14 protein-coding genes are annotated in these 15,199 nt (G+C 36.7%); 3 read left to right on the top strand and 11 right to left on the bottom strand.

Annotation, left to right across the window (positions count from 1 at the left end; genetic code table 11):
• The first annotated feature begins 17 nt into the window (after nt 1-17).
• From LNP22_RS14075 to LNP22_RS14065, 3 genes are all read left to right on the top strand, one after another.
• Entirely contained in the window at nt 18-1,841 is a 1,824-nt protein-coding gene (locus LNP22_RS14075) for a T9SS type A sorting domain-containing protein (protein ID WP_229974017.1), read from the top strand.
• Between the two features lie 98 nt (nt 1,842-1,939).
• On the top strand, nt 1,940-3,436 hold the full coding sequence (locus tag LNP22_RS14070; RefSeq protein ID WP_229974016.1) for a hypothetical protein: 1,497 nt from the start codon (nt 1,940-1,942) through the stop codon (nt 3,434-3,436).
• Between the two features lie 219 nt (nt 3,437-3,655).
• Nucleotides 3,656-3,847, top strand: a complete 192-nt coding sequence (locus LNP22_RS14065; protein WP_229974015.1) for a cold-shock protein — start codon at nt 3,656-3,658, stop codon at nt 3,845-3,847.
• A 147-nt stretch (nt 3,848-3,994) separates the two neighbouring features.
• On the opposite strand, the gene LNP22_RS14060 is transcribed toward LNP22_RS14065, so the two are convergent.
• The 11 genes from LNP22_RS14060 to LNP22_RS14010 all read right to left on the bottom strand — a co-directional run bounded on the left by LNP22_RS14060 (nt 3,995) and on the right by LNP22_RS14010 (nt 14,849).
• Entirely contained in the window at nt 3,995-5,470 is a 1,476-nt protein-coding gene (locus LNP22_RS14060; protein WP_229974014.1) for an FAD-dependent oxidoreductase, read from the bottom strand.
• Nucleotides 5,471-5,674: 204 nt separating this feature from the next.
• Entirely contained in the window at nt 5,675-6,106 is a 432-nt protein-coding gene (locus LNP22_RS14055) for a nuclear transport factor 2 family protein (protein ID WP_229974013.1), read from the bottom strand.
• Between the two features lie 68 nt (nt 6,107-6,174).
• Nucleotides 6,175-6,474 carry a Crp/Fnr family transcriptional regulator gene (locus tag LNP22_RS14050; RefSeq protein WP_229974012.1) on the bottom strand — a complete coding sequence of 100 codons (300 nt, stop codon included), beginning with the start codon at nt 6,472-6,474 and terminating at the stop codon, nt 6,175-6,177.
• Nucleotides 6,475-6,522: 48 nt separating this feature from the next.
• On the bottom strand, nt 6,523-6,912 hold the full coding sequence (locus LNP22_RS14045) for a nuclear transport factor 2 family protein (RefSeq protein ID WP_229974011.1): 390 nt from the start codon (nt 6,910-6,912) through the stop codon (nt 6,523-6,525).
• 68 nt (nt 6,913-6,980) lie between these two features.
• Nucleotides 6,981-7,820 (bottom strand): MBL fold metallo-hydrolase, encoded by an 840-nt coding sequence (locus tag LNP22_RS14040; protein ID WP_229974010.1) that lies wholly within the window; start codon nt 7,818-7,820, stop codon nt 6,981-6,983.
• Nucleotides 7,821-8,110: 290 nt separating this feature from the next.
• Nucleotides 8,111-8,692 carry a Crp/Fnr family transcriptional regulator gene (locus LNP22_RS14035; protein ID WP_229976389.1) on the bottom strand — a complete coding sequence of 194 codons (582 nt, stop codon included), beginning with the start codon at nt 8,690-8,692 and terminating at the stop codon, nt 8,111-8,113.
• Nucleotides 8,693-8,833: 141 nt separating this feature from the next.
• Nucleotides 8,834-9,580 (bottom strand): succinate dehydrogenase/fumarate reductase iron-sulfur subunit, encoded by a 747-nt coding sequence (locus LNP22_RS14030; RefSeq protein WP_229974009.1) that lies wholly within the window; start codon nt 9,578-9,580, stop codon nt 8,834-8,836.
• Nucleotides 9,581-9,597: 17 nt separating this feature from the next.
• Nucleotides 9,598-11,508, bottom strand: a complete 1,911-nt coding sequence (locus tag LNP22_RS14025) for a fumarate reductase/succinate dehydrogenase flavoprotein subunit (protein ID WP_229974008.1) — start codon at nt 11,506-11,508, stop codon at nt 9,598-9,600.
• Nucleotides 11,509-11,516: 8 nt separating this feature from the next.
• Nucleotides 11,517-12,173, bottom strand: coding sequence for a succinate dehydrogenase cytochrome b subunit (locus tag LNP22_RS14020; protein WP_229974007.1), 657 nt, complete (start codon nt 12,171-12,173; stop codon nt 11,517-11,519).
• 40 nt (nt 12,174-12,213) lie between these two features.
• On the bottom strand, nt 12,214-13,644 hold the full coding sequence (locus LNP22_RS14015) for an anion permease (RefSeq protein WP_229974006.1): 1,431 nt from the start codon (nt 13,642-13,644) through the stop codon (nt 12,214-12,216).
• An 11-nt stretch (nt 13,645-13,655) separates the two neighbouring features.
• The gene (locus tag LNP22_RS14010) at nt 13,656-14,849 is read right to left on the bottom strand and encodes a porin (protein ID WP_229974005.1); all 1,194 of its coding nucleotides are present in this window, start codon (nt 14,847-14,849) and stop codon (nt 13,656-13,658) included.
• Between the last annotated feature and the right edge of the window lie 350 nt (nt 14,850-15,199).

Below are 15,199 nucleotides of genomic sequence, written 5' to 3'. Positions count from 1 at the left end.
AAAATAGATTAAAAATTATGAGAACAAAATTACTCTTATTTTCTTTTTTTATTTCGTTACAGGCCTATTCACAGCTCTTTATTGGTGCTAATACACCCGTTTATGTAAAAAGTCAGGTGTTATATGTCGGACAGAATTTAAACTTAGATACCAATTCAAATCTTTATTTAAGAAATAATTCTCAGTTGGTACAGGGTACAGCGGGATCATCTGCCAACGTGGGAACAGGAATACTTTCTGTTTACCAAGAAGGAACCTCAGACAACTTTGAATATAATTATTGGTGTTCACCTATCGGTGCACCGACTTCTTCATCGGTAAATAATAACTTTGGAATCACTTTATTGAATCGTCCTACGACTTCGGTTGCCGCAGTTCCTGCTACAGTTCTTCCTATTGGAAATTACAACGGAACTGCAAGTCCATTGGCAATAGCGCCTTACTGGATTTACAAATTGACCAACGCAAACAACTATTCTCAATGGGTACAAGTTGCAAGTGCTACCACTATTGCTCCGGGAGAAGGTTTTACTATGAAAGGAACAGGAGGTACAGATACCACAGATCCTGAAAGTACAGGAGTGGTCAATAATCCGGGAACTGGTTTACAGCGATATGATTTTAGAGGAAAACCCAATGATGGTACTATTACAGTGGCAGTAGGTAGTGGTAATGCTGCAACCTTAACAGGGAATCCCTATCCTTCTGCGTTAGATTTAAATGCCTTTTTATTAGATCCGACAAATAGTGCCTGTACGCGTGTGGCTTATTTTTGGGAACAGGACAAAACAGTAAATTCTCATTATCTTTCTGCTTATCGAGGAGGTTACGGAACATATTCGCCTGGGACTTTAGGTTCAAACGGAATTTATACAGCGGCTACTTTTAGTAGCTATAACCCTGATGGATCATTAAATACCGCTGGAACATCTTCTGGTTTGGTGATTGAAAGAAAATATTCGCCTATTGGACAGGGTTTTTTAATAAATGGTACTGCAAACGGTTCGGTTACTTTTAAAAATGCCCACAGAGTTTATTATATCGAAGGTGCTGGTTTGTCTCAATTTGCAAAACCTTCAAAAAATAAATCAGAAAATAAAACCACTGATAAAACGGAAAGCAAAGGTGAGCTTACTGAAGCAGTTGCAGAAATTTCGCATTTTAAAATAAACACCATCATCAATAATCAATTTACGAGACAGCTTGCATTGGCGTTTTTGCCAGAAGCAACGGATGGCGTAGACGCCGGAATTGATGCTTTGAATATGGATGGAAGCCTTCCAAATGATGCTTCATTTTGGCTGGAAAACGGTAACTACGTGATACAAGGACTTACTTTTGATGTTTCAAAAAAAATACCTTTAACAGTAAAAGCGGCTACCAGTACTACTTTAAAATTTTATATTCCTGAAATTATAAATTTTGATCCCACACAAAATATTTATTTGTTTGATGGATCTAACTCAACATACCATGATATTAAAAATGGAACTTATGAAGTTACTATCCCGCCAGGAGTAGATAGAGAGCGATTTAAAATTGCTTTTACAAGTCAGACATTAAGTACTAATAATCCGATAAAAGATGCTTTTTTTATCTCTCAGGATAATACTAATCAGGTCTTGAAAGTATCAAATCCTGATAATAAAAACATATCTTCATTTGCATTGTTTGATATTCTGGGTAAGACGATATTATCTCAAAACAACTTAGGAGCTGATCAAAATTACACATTTTCTACTTCGGGGTTGAGTTCTGGAATTTACATTGCCACATTTGTGACTTCAGATAATGAAAAAATAACTCAAAAGATTATTATCTCAAATTCAGGAATGCAATAATCAAAATTCTAAAATTTTACTTCTAATTTTTATATTTTTTAAACACTTTACAATTTCTCAAATCTACTTTATTACGAACAATGCTAATAACAAAAATTATGGTACATAAATTTATCGCACAAACTAATAATACATTTTTCTTGTTGCTATTTTTCATACTCTCATCTACTGGAAATGCACAAATTGGTATTGGTACAATTACACCCAATGCGAGTTCTGTTTTAGATATTTCCTCTACTACACAAGGTTTATTGGCTCCGAGAATGACAACCGCTCAAAGAAATGCCATAACAACGCCTGCAGATGGGTTAATTGTTTACGATACAGATCTAAAATCATTTTATTATTACGTATCAACTTCATCTTCATGGACCGTGATCAACAGTGGCGCTACACCAAGACAAAATTTTAAAAGAATACGTACAGGTGATGATCTGGCAATTGTTCTGGCAGCAGAGCTAGCAGCTGGTGCGGGTGCAAAATATTTGTTGGACTCTAATACTTTATACGAAATCAATGGTACCGTTACTTTTACCTTGCCTATAGATCTAAACAATGCTTACATTCAAGGTTTAGATTCCCAAAATGATGTTATCTTTAAGGCTTCAGGAAATCTTTTTGAGGGCGCTACTGGCGGAACTATTAAGACCCTTACTTTAAGAGCTGCTGCTGGTAGTGTATTTAATCTTAGTGGTGCAGCAACTCAAGCTCTGATATTTAGAGATTCTATCGTAGCTAGTTCTGCTAGTGTAGGTACAATATCAGGTTTTGGATTGGTTTTTTTTAGCATCGTTCAGTATGCTGCAAATACAACAGGTATTACGTATGACAATATAGGCAATTTATTACTAAGCAATCTGGGATGGTTTAGCAGTAATACAGGCACCTATGAAAAATTTACAGGAACATTTAACTTAATAGAAAAGCAAGGTGGATTTAGTACTGTAAATGGAACCGCCATTGGTTTTGATGTATCTACTGCAGGTCTTACTATTACTGGTGACGCTGTGTTAGAATCGGTTGTTTTTACCGGTACTAATACTGCAGGATATGTAAAACCCTATACTACAGGAACCTACACAGGGTATAATTTTAACAACAGCTGGAATGTGAGATCAGCTGGTATACCTACTGAAACGGATGCAACTGCTGTTGGAGATTTTTCTGTGGATTACGCAGTAGGATCTGGGGCAGCTACAACTTTTAATACCTCGAATCCTAGTAATATTGTAAAAGTTAATGGAGTTTCTACATCAAATAACTTATTTAGGTTCGCCATAGATGCTAATCCTAACAATAACAATAGATTACGATACCTGGGAAAAAAGAAAAGAATTTTTCAAGTTTCGGGTTCTATTTCTTTTCAAGTCCCTGCTGTTGGAACCTATATAATTTATGTAGCAAAAAACGGCACAGCATTAACTCAATACAAAGTCTATGGAAGAGGACTCGCAACCAATGATATAGTAGTTCTTCCAATAACTGCAACAGTTGAATTATTAAATAACGATTATATCGAAATTTTTGCACAGCGTTTTACAGGAGGTACAGGTGATTCGATAATTGTGCCTAACATGACGATTGTAATAAAATAAGAAAATTAAAAAACACTATTTTACATATAAAATAGCATTTTTCGTTTAAACATAAAATAGAGATAGAGAATTGGTAATAATTGACTCTTTTGAAACGGTATTATCTCATCAAAATTTGAGATAAATTAGGAGTTGTTAAGTTGTTTTCAAAATAAAAAACTTATTTTCAGTTAGTTCTCAATTTAAATGATTACATTTGAGGAATTAAATACATTAAAAATGCAAGAAGGTACAGTAAAATTTTTCAATGAAGAAAAAGGATTCGGATTCATAACTCCTAACAATGGAGGAAACGAAGTTTTTGTTCATGTTTCAGGTCTATCAGAAAACATTCGTGAAAACGATGCAGTACGTTATGACGTAGAAGAAGGCCGTAGAGGTCCAAACGCAGTAAACGTAGTAATAGCATAAGCACACTATAACAGTTACTTCTAAAGGCATTTGTATCAAGCAAATGCCTTTTTTATTTGTAGTATGTTACCGTTTGTTTATAAAATGAGCCAATAAAACGAATATCGAGAAAAAATAATACTTTTTATATCACTTGAAAAGCCTTTTTTATTTGTCTTTTTGTTGGAAATACGTTCCTCTTGGCGCATCACTTTCGTGAAGTACAACTTCAGAATGCAAAAACTCAGCAGCGTCAGCAGAATCTTTTACTTTTGATGTACTACGTTGTAACATTTTCAATTCAAAATCAGTTAACACACTTTCTCTAATACCCGCTTTTTTCCACCTCGCAGATTTACATCCTCTGGAGATTTCTCTAGCCAGTGTAAGCGCATCCAAAAGTGCCTGATTGGCTCCTTGTCCTTTAAACGGACTCATCGGATGGGCTGCATCACCAATTAATGTTACGGAACCTTTTTTTTCTAATAATTCAGATTGGAGTAATTCTCGATCATACACTGGATAGCCCGAAATCTGAGCTTCAGGCGTTGCTGCCATTATTTGTGGAATCGGATCGTGCCACTGTGTTCTACGACACGCTTCTTCCTTTAGAGCCTGAGGTCCTTGAATACTTAACGCCTTAGCTTCTTTTTCAGACATTAGAAAACTAAGTTGCCACATGATAGCATTGGCTGTATATGGCATCATATAGATACGCTCGTTACCATTGGCAGTTTGAAATACAGTAGCCGAATCTAGTAAAGAACTGTTAAGACCTTCGAGAGCAGTTAGCGGGCAAATACCCAATATTACAATACAGCCCAGATAACGAAGCGGGGTACTATCTTCCCCAATCAGTAATTTGCGTACGATACTACGAATACCATCGGCTCCGACCAAAAGGTCTGCCTTTGAGGTCTTCAACTCACCATTAACCTGAAAAGTTAGTTCAATGCCATTATCATCAACTTCCTTAAAATCTATTAGTTGATGTCCCCAATTTACAGTATTACTTTCACCTAGTTGATCCAAAAGCGCAAGACGCAAAGATTGTCTGGCAATGTGTATGTTGGTACGTTTTGGAACCTTTTTTTTGTCCGAATGGAGCCATTTTCTAATTCCCCATTCTCCAATTATTTTTCCTTCTGTAGTGTGTACGACATGTCGTGTAGAAATTATACCTTCTTTTAACGATAAAACACCCAACTCTTCCATTGCTTTGCTGGCTTGTTGCAGAGTGAGTCCGTAACCTTGTGATCGTGCACTAAAGTCACTATCACGCTCATAGAGAGTAAAAGGAATTCCGCGATGCAAACAAGCCACAGCCAGAGCCACGCCTCCGATACCGCCACCCACAATAGCAATACGCGGAAAGTTCTCATGATCCGGGGCAGGAGGGCTAATAGCAGGTTTCAATCCAGATCCCGAACATTTCGAACATAAATGTAAATGACCTTTGGGTGGAATAGGAGCTTGTCCTTCACCATTTGTTTTTTCAAATTGTGCTAATTCCGTTTGATAGCGGAGTCTTGCTTTCTTGGTGAGACCCCGACTTTTCTTGCCACGTCCTTGACATTCCTCACAAACAGTCCAGCTTGTTTCGTTATTTTTCAATTTTTTATAATTAAATGCAAATCTTTTCATTATCTAAAAGATTTCCAGTACAAAATTACTTTAAAATTTTCGGAAAAACCGCCAAACAAATAGTGTTTAGTTGTTCTCTCGAATGTCAAATTGTTTTTTGTTTTAAATTTAATTAATAGTTCTTAAATGAATAATATCTCATAAAAAAAACCGCTGATAGTAGTCAGCGGTTTTCAATTTATAAACAATATTTTTACCTGATGTTTATTCTGAAGCAAAACTTCCACCACTCATTGCTTTCTGAAAAGCTTGTGGATTCCAATATTCACGATAATTCACAATTAGGCCATCACGAAAAGTTACAAAAGTGGCATAACTCATTTCATACGGATTTCCATTACCAATTACTACTCCGGATGCACTCCATTCTGCGATGGCGACATTTGCATCATCGGTACCGTAGATTTTTAAGGCTGGAATTGTCTTTACATCTATAAAACCTGGGTAGTCTTTTAGGTAGGCATACAGCGCCTCACGGCCTTCAAATCTAGATGGTGAACCTTCTGGAGCAAAAGGAAATTCTGCCACAACATCTTCTGCACAAAGCGCCGACCAGCCTTTCATATCTTTGGCAAGAAAAGTATCTAAACTGTTACGAAGAAGTTGAACTGCTGAAGTTTTTTTTGAGCTTTCCATTTTTTTTAAAATTTAAAAGTTATTTTTTTATTCATTTTGATAAGGCAAAGTTGCATCAGAAGTAAGCCTCATAACAATGAGATATGATAAAAAAAACCGTTGATAATAGAGCTTTCACGATCACCTGCCCAATAATTTTCGATATACAAATGTACAATGTGCTCAACGCCTTTATCATCTACACTGTACTGTCGCATAGCACCTTTTACAATAAAACCAATCTGTTTGCAAACATCGCCTTCCTGCAAAAAATACTGTTTTTTTCTGAGTTTCTTGGGCTGAAAATTAGCTTCAATCAATGCTTCTTCATCAATTGTGAGCGGTAATCCAATATGCCGATTAATATAGGTAAAAAGTGCTTCGTGCATTGGTTTTTATAATTACATTAAACCAGTGCAAGGTATAAAAAATGATTCTTATTGCATCGCATCGGTGACAGTTTTGCTGTCGACAAACTGTTCAAAACTAATTATTTTACCATCCTTCAATTTCCAAATATGAGCAACTCTGGCTTCAAATGATTTTCCAGTTGTTTTATAAGTACCCGTATAAGTGCCAAAAGCGATTACTTTATCATCGTGGGCAACATAATCTTCGGGAGTAAATTTGTAGTTTATCCATTCGCTGCCCAAACGTTTAAACACATTTTTAGTCACGTTTTCCAAACCAATATAAGTCCCGGCATAAGGAAAACCTTTTGCTTCTGTCCAGGAAACATTATCGGCAACATATTTAGCCAAATTTTGACCATTTTCCTCTGAACTTTTTCCCTCGTAAGTACTTTTTACTATTTCAAGATTTGTCATTTTAGTTTTGTTTAAAGTACAGCCTGACAGTGCAAAAAGCACAACCAAGCTGCAACTGAATAACCATTTTACCATTTCATTTCTCCTGTATTTACTTTTGCACCAATCATCAAAGCGGTTTCAAAAGTGAGTGTAGGATATTTTGCTTTCAAAGCTAAAATTAATGCTTCTGAAGTTTTGTTTGTTTTTAGAGATTCTTCGTAAAACTGAATATAACTTTTTGTATGTTTTACAGCCGAGATGTCAAACGGACTTTGAGGATTGGAATGAGCTGGAATTACAATCTCCGGATGTAGAGCCGTAATTTTGTCCAAAACAGTTATCCAACTTTTACGCTCTTCTGCCGTCTGCGCATCCGCCATCCATAAGTGAAAAGTAGAACCAAAAACATTAATTCCTCCCACAACGGCTTTCATAGAAGGGATCCAGATAAATGTTTTCTCTGGGAAATCCTCCAAACCTATTATCTCTAACTTTTTTCCTTCCAAATCAATACTATTTCCTTTTAAAACCTGAGGCAAAACAACGTTTGAGGTAATATTTTTGCCTAATCGTTCTCCCCAAACTTCCAGTTTTTTCTGAGCGGTCTCTTTGATGTGTTCTATTGTTTTAGGAGCTGCATATACGGTAACTTCGGGAAAATATTTTTTAAATACTTCTAATCCAAAATAAAAATCAGGATCACCGTAAGAAACATAAATAGCAGTTAATTTTTTGCCTGAATTCTTAATTTCTTGTGCTACTTTTTCAGCTTCCGCTAAAGTAAATTGTGCATCAATTAGCACGGCATCTGTTTTCCCAGAGACAATTACCGATGCAACACCGAAACTATTTTCGGATGCATTGAATATTTGAAGTTTTAATTCTTTTGTTTCGAATGTTTTAAAACTTTGTGCTTGTGTTTCCATATTAAATAAAGTTAAGGACATTAATAATATTGTTATAATTCTAGTTTTCATATTTTTATATTAAAATTAATACTGCAAAGATGCAGTCATTTACTGTCCGAAAACATTAAACTAGTTTAATAAATTAGTGCAAAATAAGTGTGGATTGTTTTTGTGCAATACCATGTTTCCGGATTCCTGCGGATACAATATCAAAATCAAGTAGGTATTTGTGTTTTTGGAATAATTTGCAGATGTAGAAGCTGTTTTTGTAATACCCCCTAAACGGATCAGTAAATAGAGCTAAAAAATTATTTTTTCAAAACAATTTTTTTTCGAATATTGCTTAAAAAAACATTGGTAATCCCCAGATAAGCAGCTATTTGTATATTAGAGAGTCGTTGTATGATGTGTGGGTATTTCTCTGTAAATTCGATATATCGAGATTCTGCTGTTTTGCTCAGATTATCAATCATTCTTCTTTGAAGCGCCACGTGCGTTTTTTGCGTCATTACCCTGAATAATTTTTCTATTTTTGGCAAATTAGCGTATGCAAATTCTTTGTTTATTTTTGTAATGACCAGCACTTCACTATCCTCAAGAGCTTCTATACAAAGCTGTGAAGGAGTTTCATTGCAAAAGCTATCAATATCGGTAATCCACCAATTTTCTACTACAAAATAGAGAATTTGCTCAAAACCATTCTGATCTATATGATACACTCGAAAAAGGCCTTTTGTAACAAAACCTTCAAACTTACAGACTTCACCTTCTCTGAGTAAAAAACCTTTTTTCTGAATTGACTTTTCCTCAAATAAATCACAAAATTCTTCTGTTTCATTTTCAGAAAGTACAATATGTTTTCTAATGTTCTGTTTTAGAAGTTCTTTCATATTCGAAGTACGTAAAATAGCTGCCAAAGAAGTTTTTTTACTTTAAACGTAGCTAAGGTACAGAAAATATTAAATAAACAACCTAATTGAAGTGATACAATTTGTTTTTAACATAAGTTTATTTTTACAAAAAAAACAGCTTTACTTTTTTAAAAGTTGTGCTTTATTGTATTCATAGTTCATTCGGGCGATCGACAATACCGATATATCCTGAGGGCATTCTACCTCGCAAGCTCCAGTATTTGAGCAACTTCCAAAGCCTTCTTCATCCATCTGATTTACCATTGTAATGACTCTTTTTGAGGTTTCCAGCTTTCCTTGTGGCAATAAGGCCAGGTGTGTTATTTTTGCACTTGTAAATAATGCAGCACTGGCATTTTTACAGGTTGCAACGCAGGCACCACATCCAATGCAGGCTGCAGCATCAAAAGAAGCCTCACTTGCTTCGTAAGTGATAGGAATACTGTTGGCCTCAGGTGCTTGACCTGTCGAAACACTAATATAACCTCCTGAGCCGATGATCGCATCCAACGCTTTACGGTTGATTTTTAAATCTCTCAACACAGGAAATGCTAAAGCTCGAAAAGGTTCAATATAAATAGTGTCTCCATCCTTAAAACTTCGCATGTGCAGCTGGCAGGTGGTGGTATGTTTGAGCGGGCCGTGCGCCCTGCCGTTTATCATTATTCCGCATTGTCCGCAAATACCTTCTCGGCAGTCGTGATCAAACTCTATCACTCGCTCGCCACGCTGTAAAAGCGATTCGTTTAAAAGATCCAGCATTTCGAGAAAAGACATGTGTTCAGAGATATCATCTATTTCATAATTGACCATATTTCCTTTAGTAGTAGCGTCTAGTTGGCGCCATATTTTTAGATGCAGTTTCATTTTTTATTTTTTTGAAATTATTTGTAGCTCCTTACCGCAAGTTCTACCGAATCAAAGACTAACGGTTCTTTGTGAAGTTCCGGAAGCTGTCCTTCTCCTTTCCATTCCCAAGCAGAGACATAGCAGAAATCAGTATCATTTCGAACTGCTTCTCCTTCTGTCGTCTGAAATTCTTCTCTAAAATGTGCCCCGCAGGATTCTTCTCTTTGTAGCGCATCATGGCACATAAGTTCGGCCAGCTCGATATAATCTGCTACACGTCCTGCTTTTTCCAGTTCGCTGTTTAGTTTTTCGTCTCCCGTTATCAAAAGGTCGTTTTCAAAAGATTTCTTCAATAATTGTAGCGAATTGATTGCTTCCTGCAGTTTTTCTTTACTTCGTGACAACCCACATTTTTCATAGAGAAGCTTTCCAATTTTTTTATGAAAATAATCTACAGAATACTTTCCCTTACAGTTCAAAAACATATTTATTTGTTCCTGAGCCGATTTTTCCGCTTCCGCGAAAGCGGGATGATCCGTATTTATTTTTGGTGTTTTTAGCTCTCCAGACAAATAATTTGGAATAGTGTAAGGTGCAATGAAATAACCGTCTACACAGGCTTGCAGAAGAGAATTGGCTCCGAGTCTATTGGCTCCGTGATCCGAAAAATTAGCTTCTCCCAATGCAAAAAGTCCGGGAATAGTCGTCATTAGTTCATAATCAACCCAGAGTCCGCCCATCGTAAAATGTGCGGCAGGAGAAATGAGCATCGGCTCTTTGTAAGCGTCGATTCCGTTAATTTTTTCATACATCGAAAATAAATTACCATATTTCGACTTTATTTTTTCAATTCCTTGAAAATCAATTGCTTTAGAAAAATCAAGATAAACTGCATTTTTCATAGATCCAACGCCAAAACCTGCGTCAATACGCTCTTTTGCGGCGCGTGAAGAAATATCTCTTGGCGCAAGATTTCCAAAAGCAGGATAGCGGCGCTCGAGGTAGTAATCTCGTTCTTCCTCAGGAATACTATTAGGCATGCGTTGATCTCCCGCCTTCAATGGTACCCAAATACGTCCATCATTTCTAAGTGATTCAGACATTAATGTTAGCTTAGATTGGCTTTCGCCCCGTTGAGGAAGACAGGTAGGATGGAACTGAATCCAGCTAACGCCCGCCATATAAGCGCCTTTTTTATGTGCCCGCCATATAGCCGATCCGTTGCAGCCCATTGCCAGAGTAGAAAGGTAATAAACCTTGCCATATCCGCCTGTTGCCAGCACTACAGCATCTGCCTCATGACGTTCCAGAGCTCCTGTTTCCAGATTTCGGGCTATGATTCCTTTGGCTTTTCCATCAATCAAGACAAGTTCTACCATCTCATGACGTGTGTGCAAGGCAACTTTTCCAGCAGTTGCTTGGCGTAGAAGTGCCTGATAAGCTCCCAATAAAAGCTGCTGTCCCGTTTGTCCGCGAGCGTAAAACGTTCTTGATACCTGAACTCCTCCAAAAGATCTGTTGTTCAGATATCCTCCATATTCTCTTGCAAAAGGAACTCCCTGAGCAACGGCATGGTCAATCAGTTTGGCAGAACATTCGGCCAGTCGGTATACGTTTGCTTCCCTAGATCTAAAGTCACCACCTTTTATGGTATCATAAAACATTCTAAAAACGCTGTCGCCGTCATTTTTGTAATTCTTTGCAGCATTGACACCGCCTTGCGCCGCAACAGAATGTGCCCTTCTGGGCGAATCTTGAAAACAGAAGGATTTTATATTATAACCCTGTTCTGCAAGAGAAGCGGCACAAGAAGAGCCTGCCAATCCGGTACCTACTACAATGATGTTAAGTTTAGTTCGATTAGCAGGATTGACAAGCTTTGCTGTGGCTTTATAGTTGTCCCATTTAGTTTCCAGAGAACCTTCAGGTATTTTTGAGTCGATCATTTTGATACTTATTTAAAATAAATGTAAAGAGGTATTGCCATAAAACCTCCTGTAATAATCAGTGTATATACCCATCCGATTATTTTTACTGCTTTTATATATTTAGGATGATAAAGCCCCAATGTTCCGGAAGCACTAAAAAATCCGTGCAGTAGATGAAAGCCCAGTGCAACCAAGGATATTTCGTAAATTAAAACGTACCAAAACTGAGAATAAGAGTGTACAACTATTGCATATAAATCCTTGTGACCTTTGCTGTCGAGAGGCAATTCGGTAAATTGGTAGACATACCAGAAATCCTTAAAATGAATTATAAGAAACAATAGTAATATGGTACCGAGAATTCCCATATTTCTGCTGTTCCATGCGCTGGCGTAATTTCTCTTATCATAGTAATAATTTTTTCCGCTTGCTGTCTTATTTTTTATCGTGATAAGAAGAGCCAACACAGCATGACCCATAATTGATGCATACAATATCCATGAAATTATTTTGATCAGAATATTGCCGGAGAGCATCTTCGAATACCAATTGAACTGTTCTCTTGCCACATCTTCGGGCAGCAAAAGCTGAAGATTTCCCAGTAAATGTATCACGAGAAAAAAGCACAGAAAAAGACCTATGTTAGCTATAAATAGCTTCTTTTTTAGTGTGCTATTTTTCATAAGATCAAAATATTATAAAAATTCATAGTAAAAGATATTATTACCAAAGCCCGATAGCTTTCCACCAAAGTCCTCCTACAGTAAACCATATCAGTAGAAAAAGAACACTCATATAAAATCCTTGTTTCCACCAATCTTTTAAGTCTACGTAGGTGCTTCCAAAGAAAATAGGAGCGGGACCATGACCATAATGAGTAAGCGAACCCATGAGTGAGGCACAGGCTCCGAGGAATATGGCAAGCATCGTTCCCGGAACTCCTACTGCAATTCCTACCGATAAAAACACAGAATACATTGCGGCTACTTGTGCTGTTGCACTGGCAAACATGTAATGGCAGTAAGAATATACGATAATAATAAGCGGAAAAGCCCAATGCCAGCTTAGTTGAGAAAGTTCACTACCGACCAATTTGCCAAACCAACCAATAAGTCCAAGTGAATTTAGGTAGGATCCCATCATTACAAGAGATGAAAACCAGACAATGGTATCCCAAGCTCCCTTTTCAGATTTTACGTCTTCCCAAGTCAGTACGCCGCTCAATAGTAAGATGCAAAGCCCTATTAATGCTGCTGTAGTGGCATCAATGGCAAATAAATTTCCGAAGATCCAAAGTACGAGCAATATGATGAAAGTAGCGACCATTAACCATTCTTTTAGAGAAACAGACCCCATTTCGTCAAGTTGTTTTGCTGCTATTGCGGGTGCTTCTTTCGTTTCTTTTAATTCTGGAGGATAGGATTTATAAAGAAATAACGGAATCAGTAAAAAACAAACAAGACCAGGGACAGAGGCAGCAAGTGCCCAGCTTCCCCATGTAATGTTTACACCCAGATCGGCAGCGAATTTCTGCGCCATAGGATTACTGGCGGTAGCTGTTAAAAACAGTACTGAGGTAATCATATTAGCATTATAACTGCTAAGGGTAAGGTAAGCGCCAATTTTTCTGTGTGTTTCAGGTTTTTCAGCATGCGATCCCATATTTGTAGCAATTGATTTCATGATAGGGTAGATAACTCCTCCGGCTCTTGCTGTATTACTCGGAATAGCCGGGGCAAGTATAAGATCTGCTGTATTTAATCCGTAGGCTAGACCAAGCGGACTTTTTCCGAATATTTTAATAAAATTGTACGCTATTCTTGTCCCAAGACCTGTTATAATAAATCCTCTTGCAATAAAAAAAGCAAGCCCGATTAGCCATATTGTAGCGTTTCCGAATCCACTCAGCGCATTCACAATAGATTTTGCAGGATCTCCGGGAGCAAGCACTTGGGTGACGGCACATAATGTTATTCCGATTATAGCCATAGTTCCCATTGAAGCGGCTTTTGAAATGATCCCCACAATAGTAGCGACAAAAATAGCAAGGAGGTGCCATGCATTGGGCTGCACGCCTTCTGGATTTGGGATAAACCAAATTGTAAGGCCTATGGCGCAGGTAATAAAAACAGATTTGAAATTGATCTCTTTCATAATAATTAATTTTAGAATCTTACCTGCAATTGTACGTAAGCAAGGCTATTAGAATTTGTGGTCGTAAGAGGAATACTTTTTTTATAAATATCTATGGAAACTCCCATCTGCAGTGCGGCATAAAAATCATCCGCAAAAATCAGAGACAGGTTAGGAATTAAGGTTTGGCGTATATTATTGTCTATTTTGTAATTTTCATCAAAATATTCATAACGGGAAGAAAATTCGATAGCCCGCAATCTTCTATTTTTACAATCGTATCTTAGAGTAGGAAGCAGGTAAAAACCCTGCATTTTAAACTCATTTATAGATGGTTTTATAACTTGATTTACATCTGAATTACTTGCCATGTATGCCAGAAAATTGGTACCTGTCTTTCCTTCGGTCATCAGTAGCAGTTGCCATTTTTCTGAGAAATTAATTTTGCCCGTAAAATCAATACCGTAAGCATTTCCGATACCGCTTTCGCCAAGGTTCCCTCTGGCAATATTAGCTCCGATTGTTATCGTTTTGGCTACATCTGTTTCCAGCCTCAGATAGGTGTTTTTTGTATTATTGTTATCTTTCTTCTGGTTTTTATTGTTTCCGTTGTAGGCTCCTGCATAATATCTTAAACGGCCACTTGGTACTATATTTCCAAATATAGATACCCCGATCTGGAAACTCTGCCATCCGTTTTTTCCAAATGCATAATACTGATTTGAAAAATCAAGTGTGCGTATGATATCAACGGGAACAACATCTTCTATTCCGAAAAAAGGACGAAATTGTCCTGCCTGTAGGCTGAAATATGGATTGAGTTTGTACTTTATATACGCATTTTCAAGTACCTTATTAGATGGATTATCATTAAACTCGGCAAAATTCACCAGTACATTGGCTGAAAAATGGTCATTTATATCTGTTTTGAGCATTACTCTAGCTCGCTTGAGCATAAAGGTATTGGTAATGCCTTTTGTTGTGTTAGCGTCAAAATTTTTTCCATCAACGTCTGCGTCTTTTGTCAGCGAATAGACATAGCGCGTTTGCAGTACGCCCGCAAAACTTAGTTTTCTCTTGTAAGCAGAATAATTGGTAATGGTATCTGTAGAAGATGTCCTGTCTTTTTGCTGCGCCAACGATGATAGCATAATTGAAAATAAAGCAATTAAGAACATTTTATTTTTTGATAAAAAAAGAGGCGGAGATGTCAATTTATGTAGCATGACGATTTGTTCTTTTAAAATGGAATGTAAATGAACGACTTAAATATGCTTAAAGATATGATTTTTATCATATTTTTCTTAAAAAATCAATTATAATTTTTTAAATAACCCTTATTTGTTCAATAAAAATAAAATCAGAATTAGAAGATTTTCTATTCAAGCACATTCTTTGTTTAAGCCTCTACTTTACTGATAAATACAGTAGAAAATTATCATTATTTGTGATAAAATATTGAATGTTTTTGAACGTTGAAATGAAAATTTCGAAGTTTTTTTTAAAAATTTTGTAAAAAAGAATTAAAAACAAAATAGAATATTTGTATTATAAATAGTACGATTCTACCGTTTGG

It is taken from the genome of Flavobacterium flavipigmentatum (genome assembly GCF_020911905.1).
Classification (GTDB): Bacteria; Bacteroidota; Bacteroidia; order Flavobacteriales; family Flavobacteriaceae; genus Flavobacterium; species Flavobacterium flavipigmentatum.
This window is presented reverse-complemented; position numbering and strand designations above follow the sequence as displayed.

Coding starts and splice junctions, on each gene's coding strand:
- LNP22_RS14075 (WP_229974017.1), top strand. CDS start 18: ATGAGAACAAAATTACTCTTATTTTCTTTTTTTATTTCGTTACAGGCC.
- LNP22_RS14070 (WP_229974016.1), top strand. CDS start 1,940: ATGGTACATAAATTTATCGCACAAACTAATAATACATTTTTCTTGTTG.
- LNP22_RS14065 (WP_229974015.1), top strand. CDS start 3,656: ATGCAAGAAGGTACAGTAAAATTTTTCAATGAAGAAAAAGGATTCGGA.
- LNP22_RS14060 (WP_229974014.1), bottom strand. CDS start 5,470: ATGAAAAGATTTGCATTTAATTATAAAAAATTGAAAAATAACGAAACA.
- LNP22_RS14055 (WP_229974013.1), bottom strand. CDS start 6,106: ATGGAAAGCTCAAAAAAAACTTCAGCAGTTCAACTTCTTCGTAACAGT.
- LNP22_RS14050 (WP_229974012.1), bottom strand. CDS start 6,474: ATGCACGAAGCACTTTTTACCTATATTAATCGGCATATTGGATTACCG.
- LNP22_RS14045 (WP_229974011.1), bottom strand. CDS start 6,912: ATGACAAATCTTGAAATAGTAAAAAGTACTTACGAGGGAAAAAGTTCA.
- LNP22_RS14040 (WP_229974010.1), bottom strand. CDS start 7,820: ATGGAAACACAAGCACAAAGTTTTAAAACATTCGAAACAAAAGAATTA.
- LNP22_RS14035 (WP_229976389.1), bottom strand. CDS start 8,692: ATGAAAGAACTTCTAAAACAGAACATTAGAAAACATATTGTACTTTCT.
- LNP22_RS14030 (WP_229974009.1), bottom strand. CDS start 9,580: ATGAAACTGCATCTAAAAATATGGCGCCAACTAGACGCTACTACTAAA.
- LNP22_RS14025 (WP_229974008.1), bottom strand. CDS start 11,508: ATGATCGACTCAAAAATACCTGAAGGTTCTCTGGAAACTAAATGGGAC.
- LNP22_RS14020 (WP_229974007.1), bottom strand. CDS start 12,173: ATGAAAAATAGCACACTAAAAAAGAAGCTATTTATAGCTAACATAGGT.
- LNP22_RS14015 (WP_229974006.1), bottom strand. CDS start 13,644: ATGAAAGAGATCAATTTCAAATCTGTTTTTATTACCTGCGCCATAGGC.
- LNP22_RS14010 (WP_229974005.1), bottom strand. CDS start 14,849: ATGCTACATAAATTGACATCTCCGCCTCTTTTTTTATCAAAAAATAAA.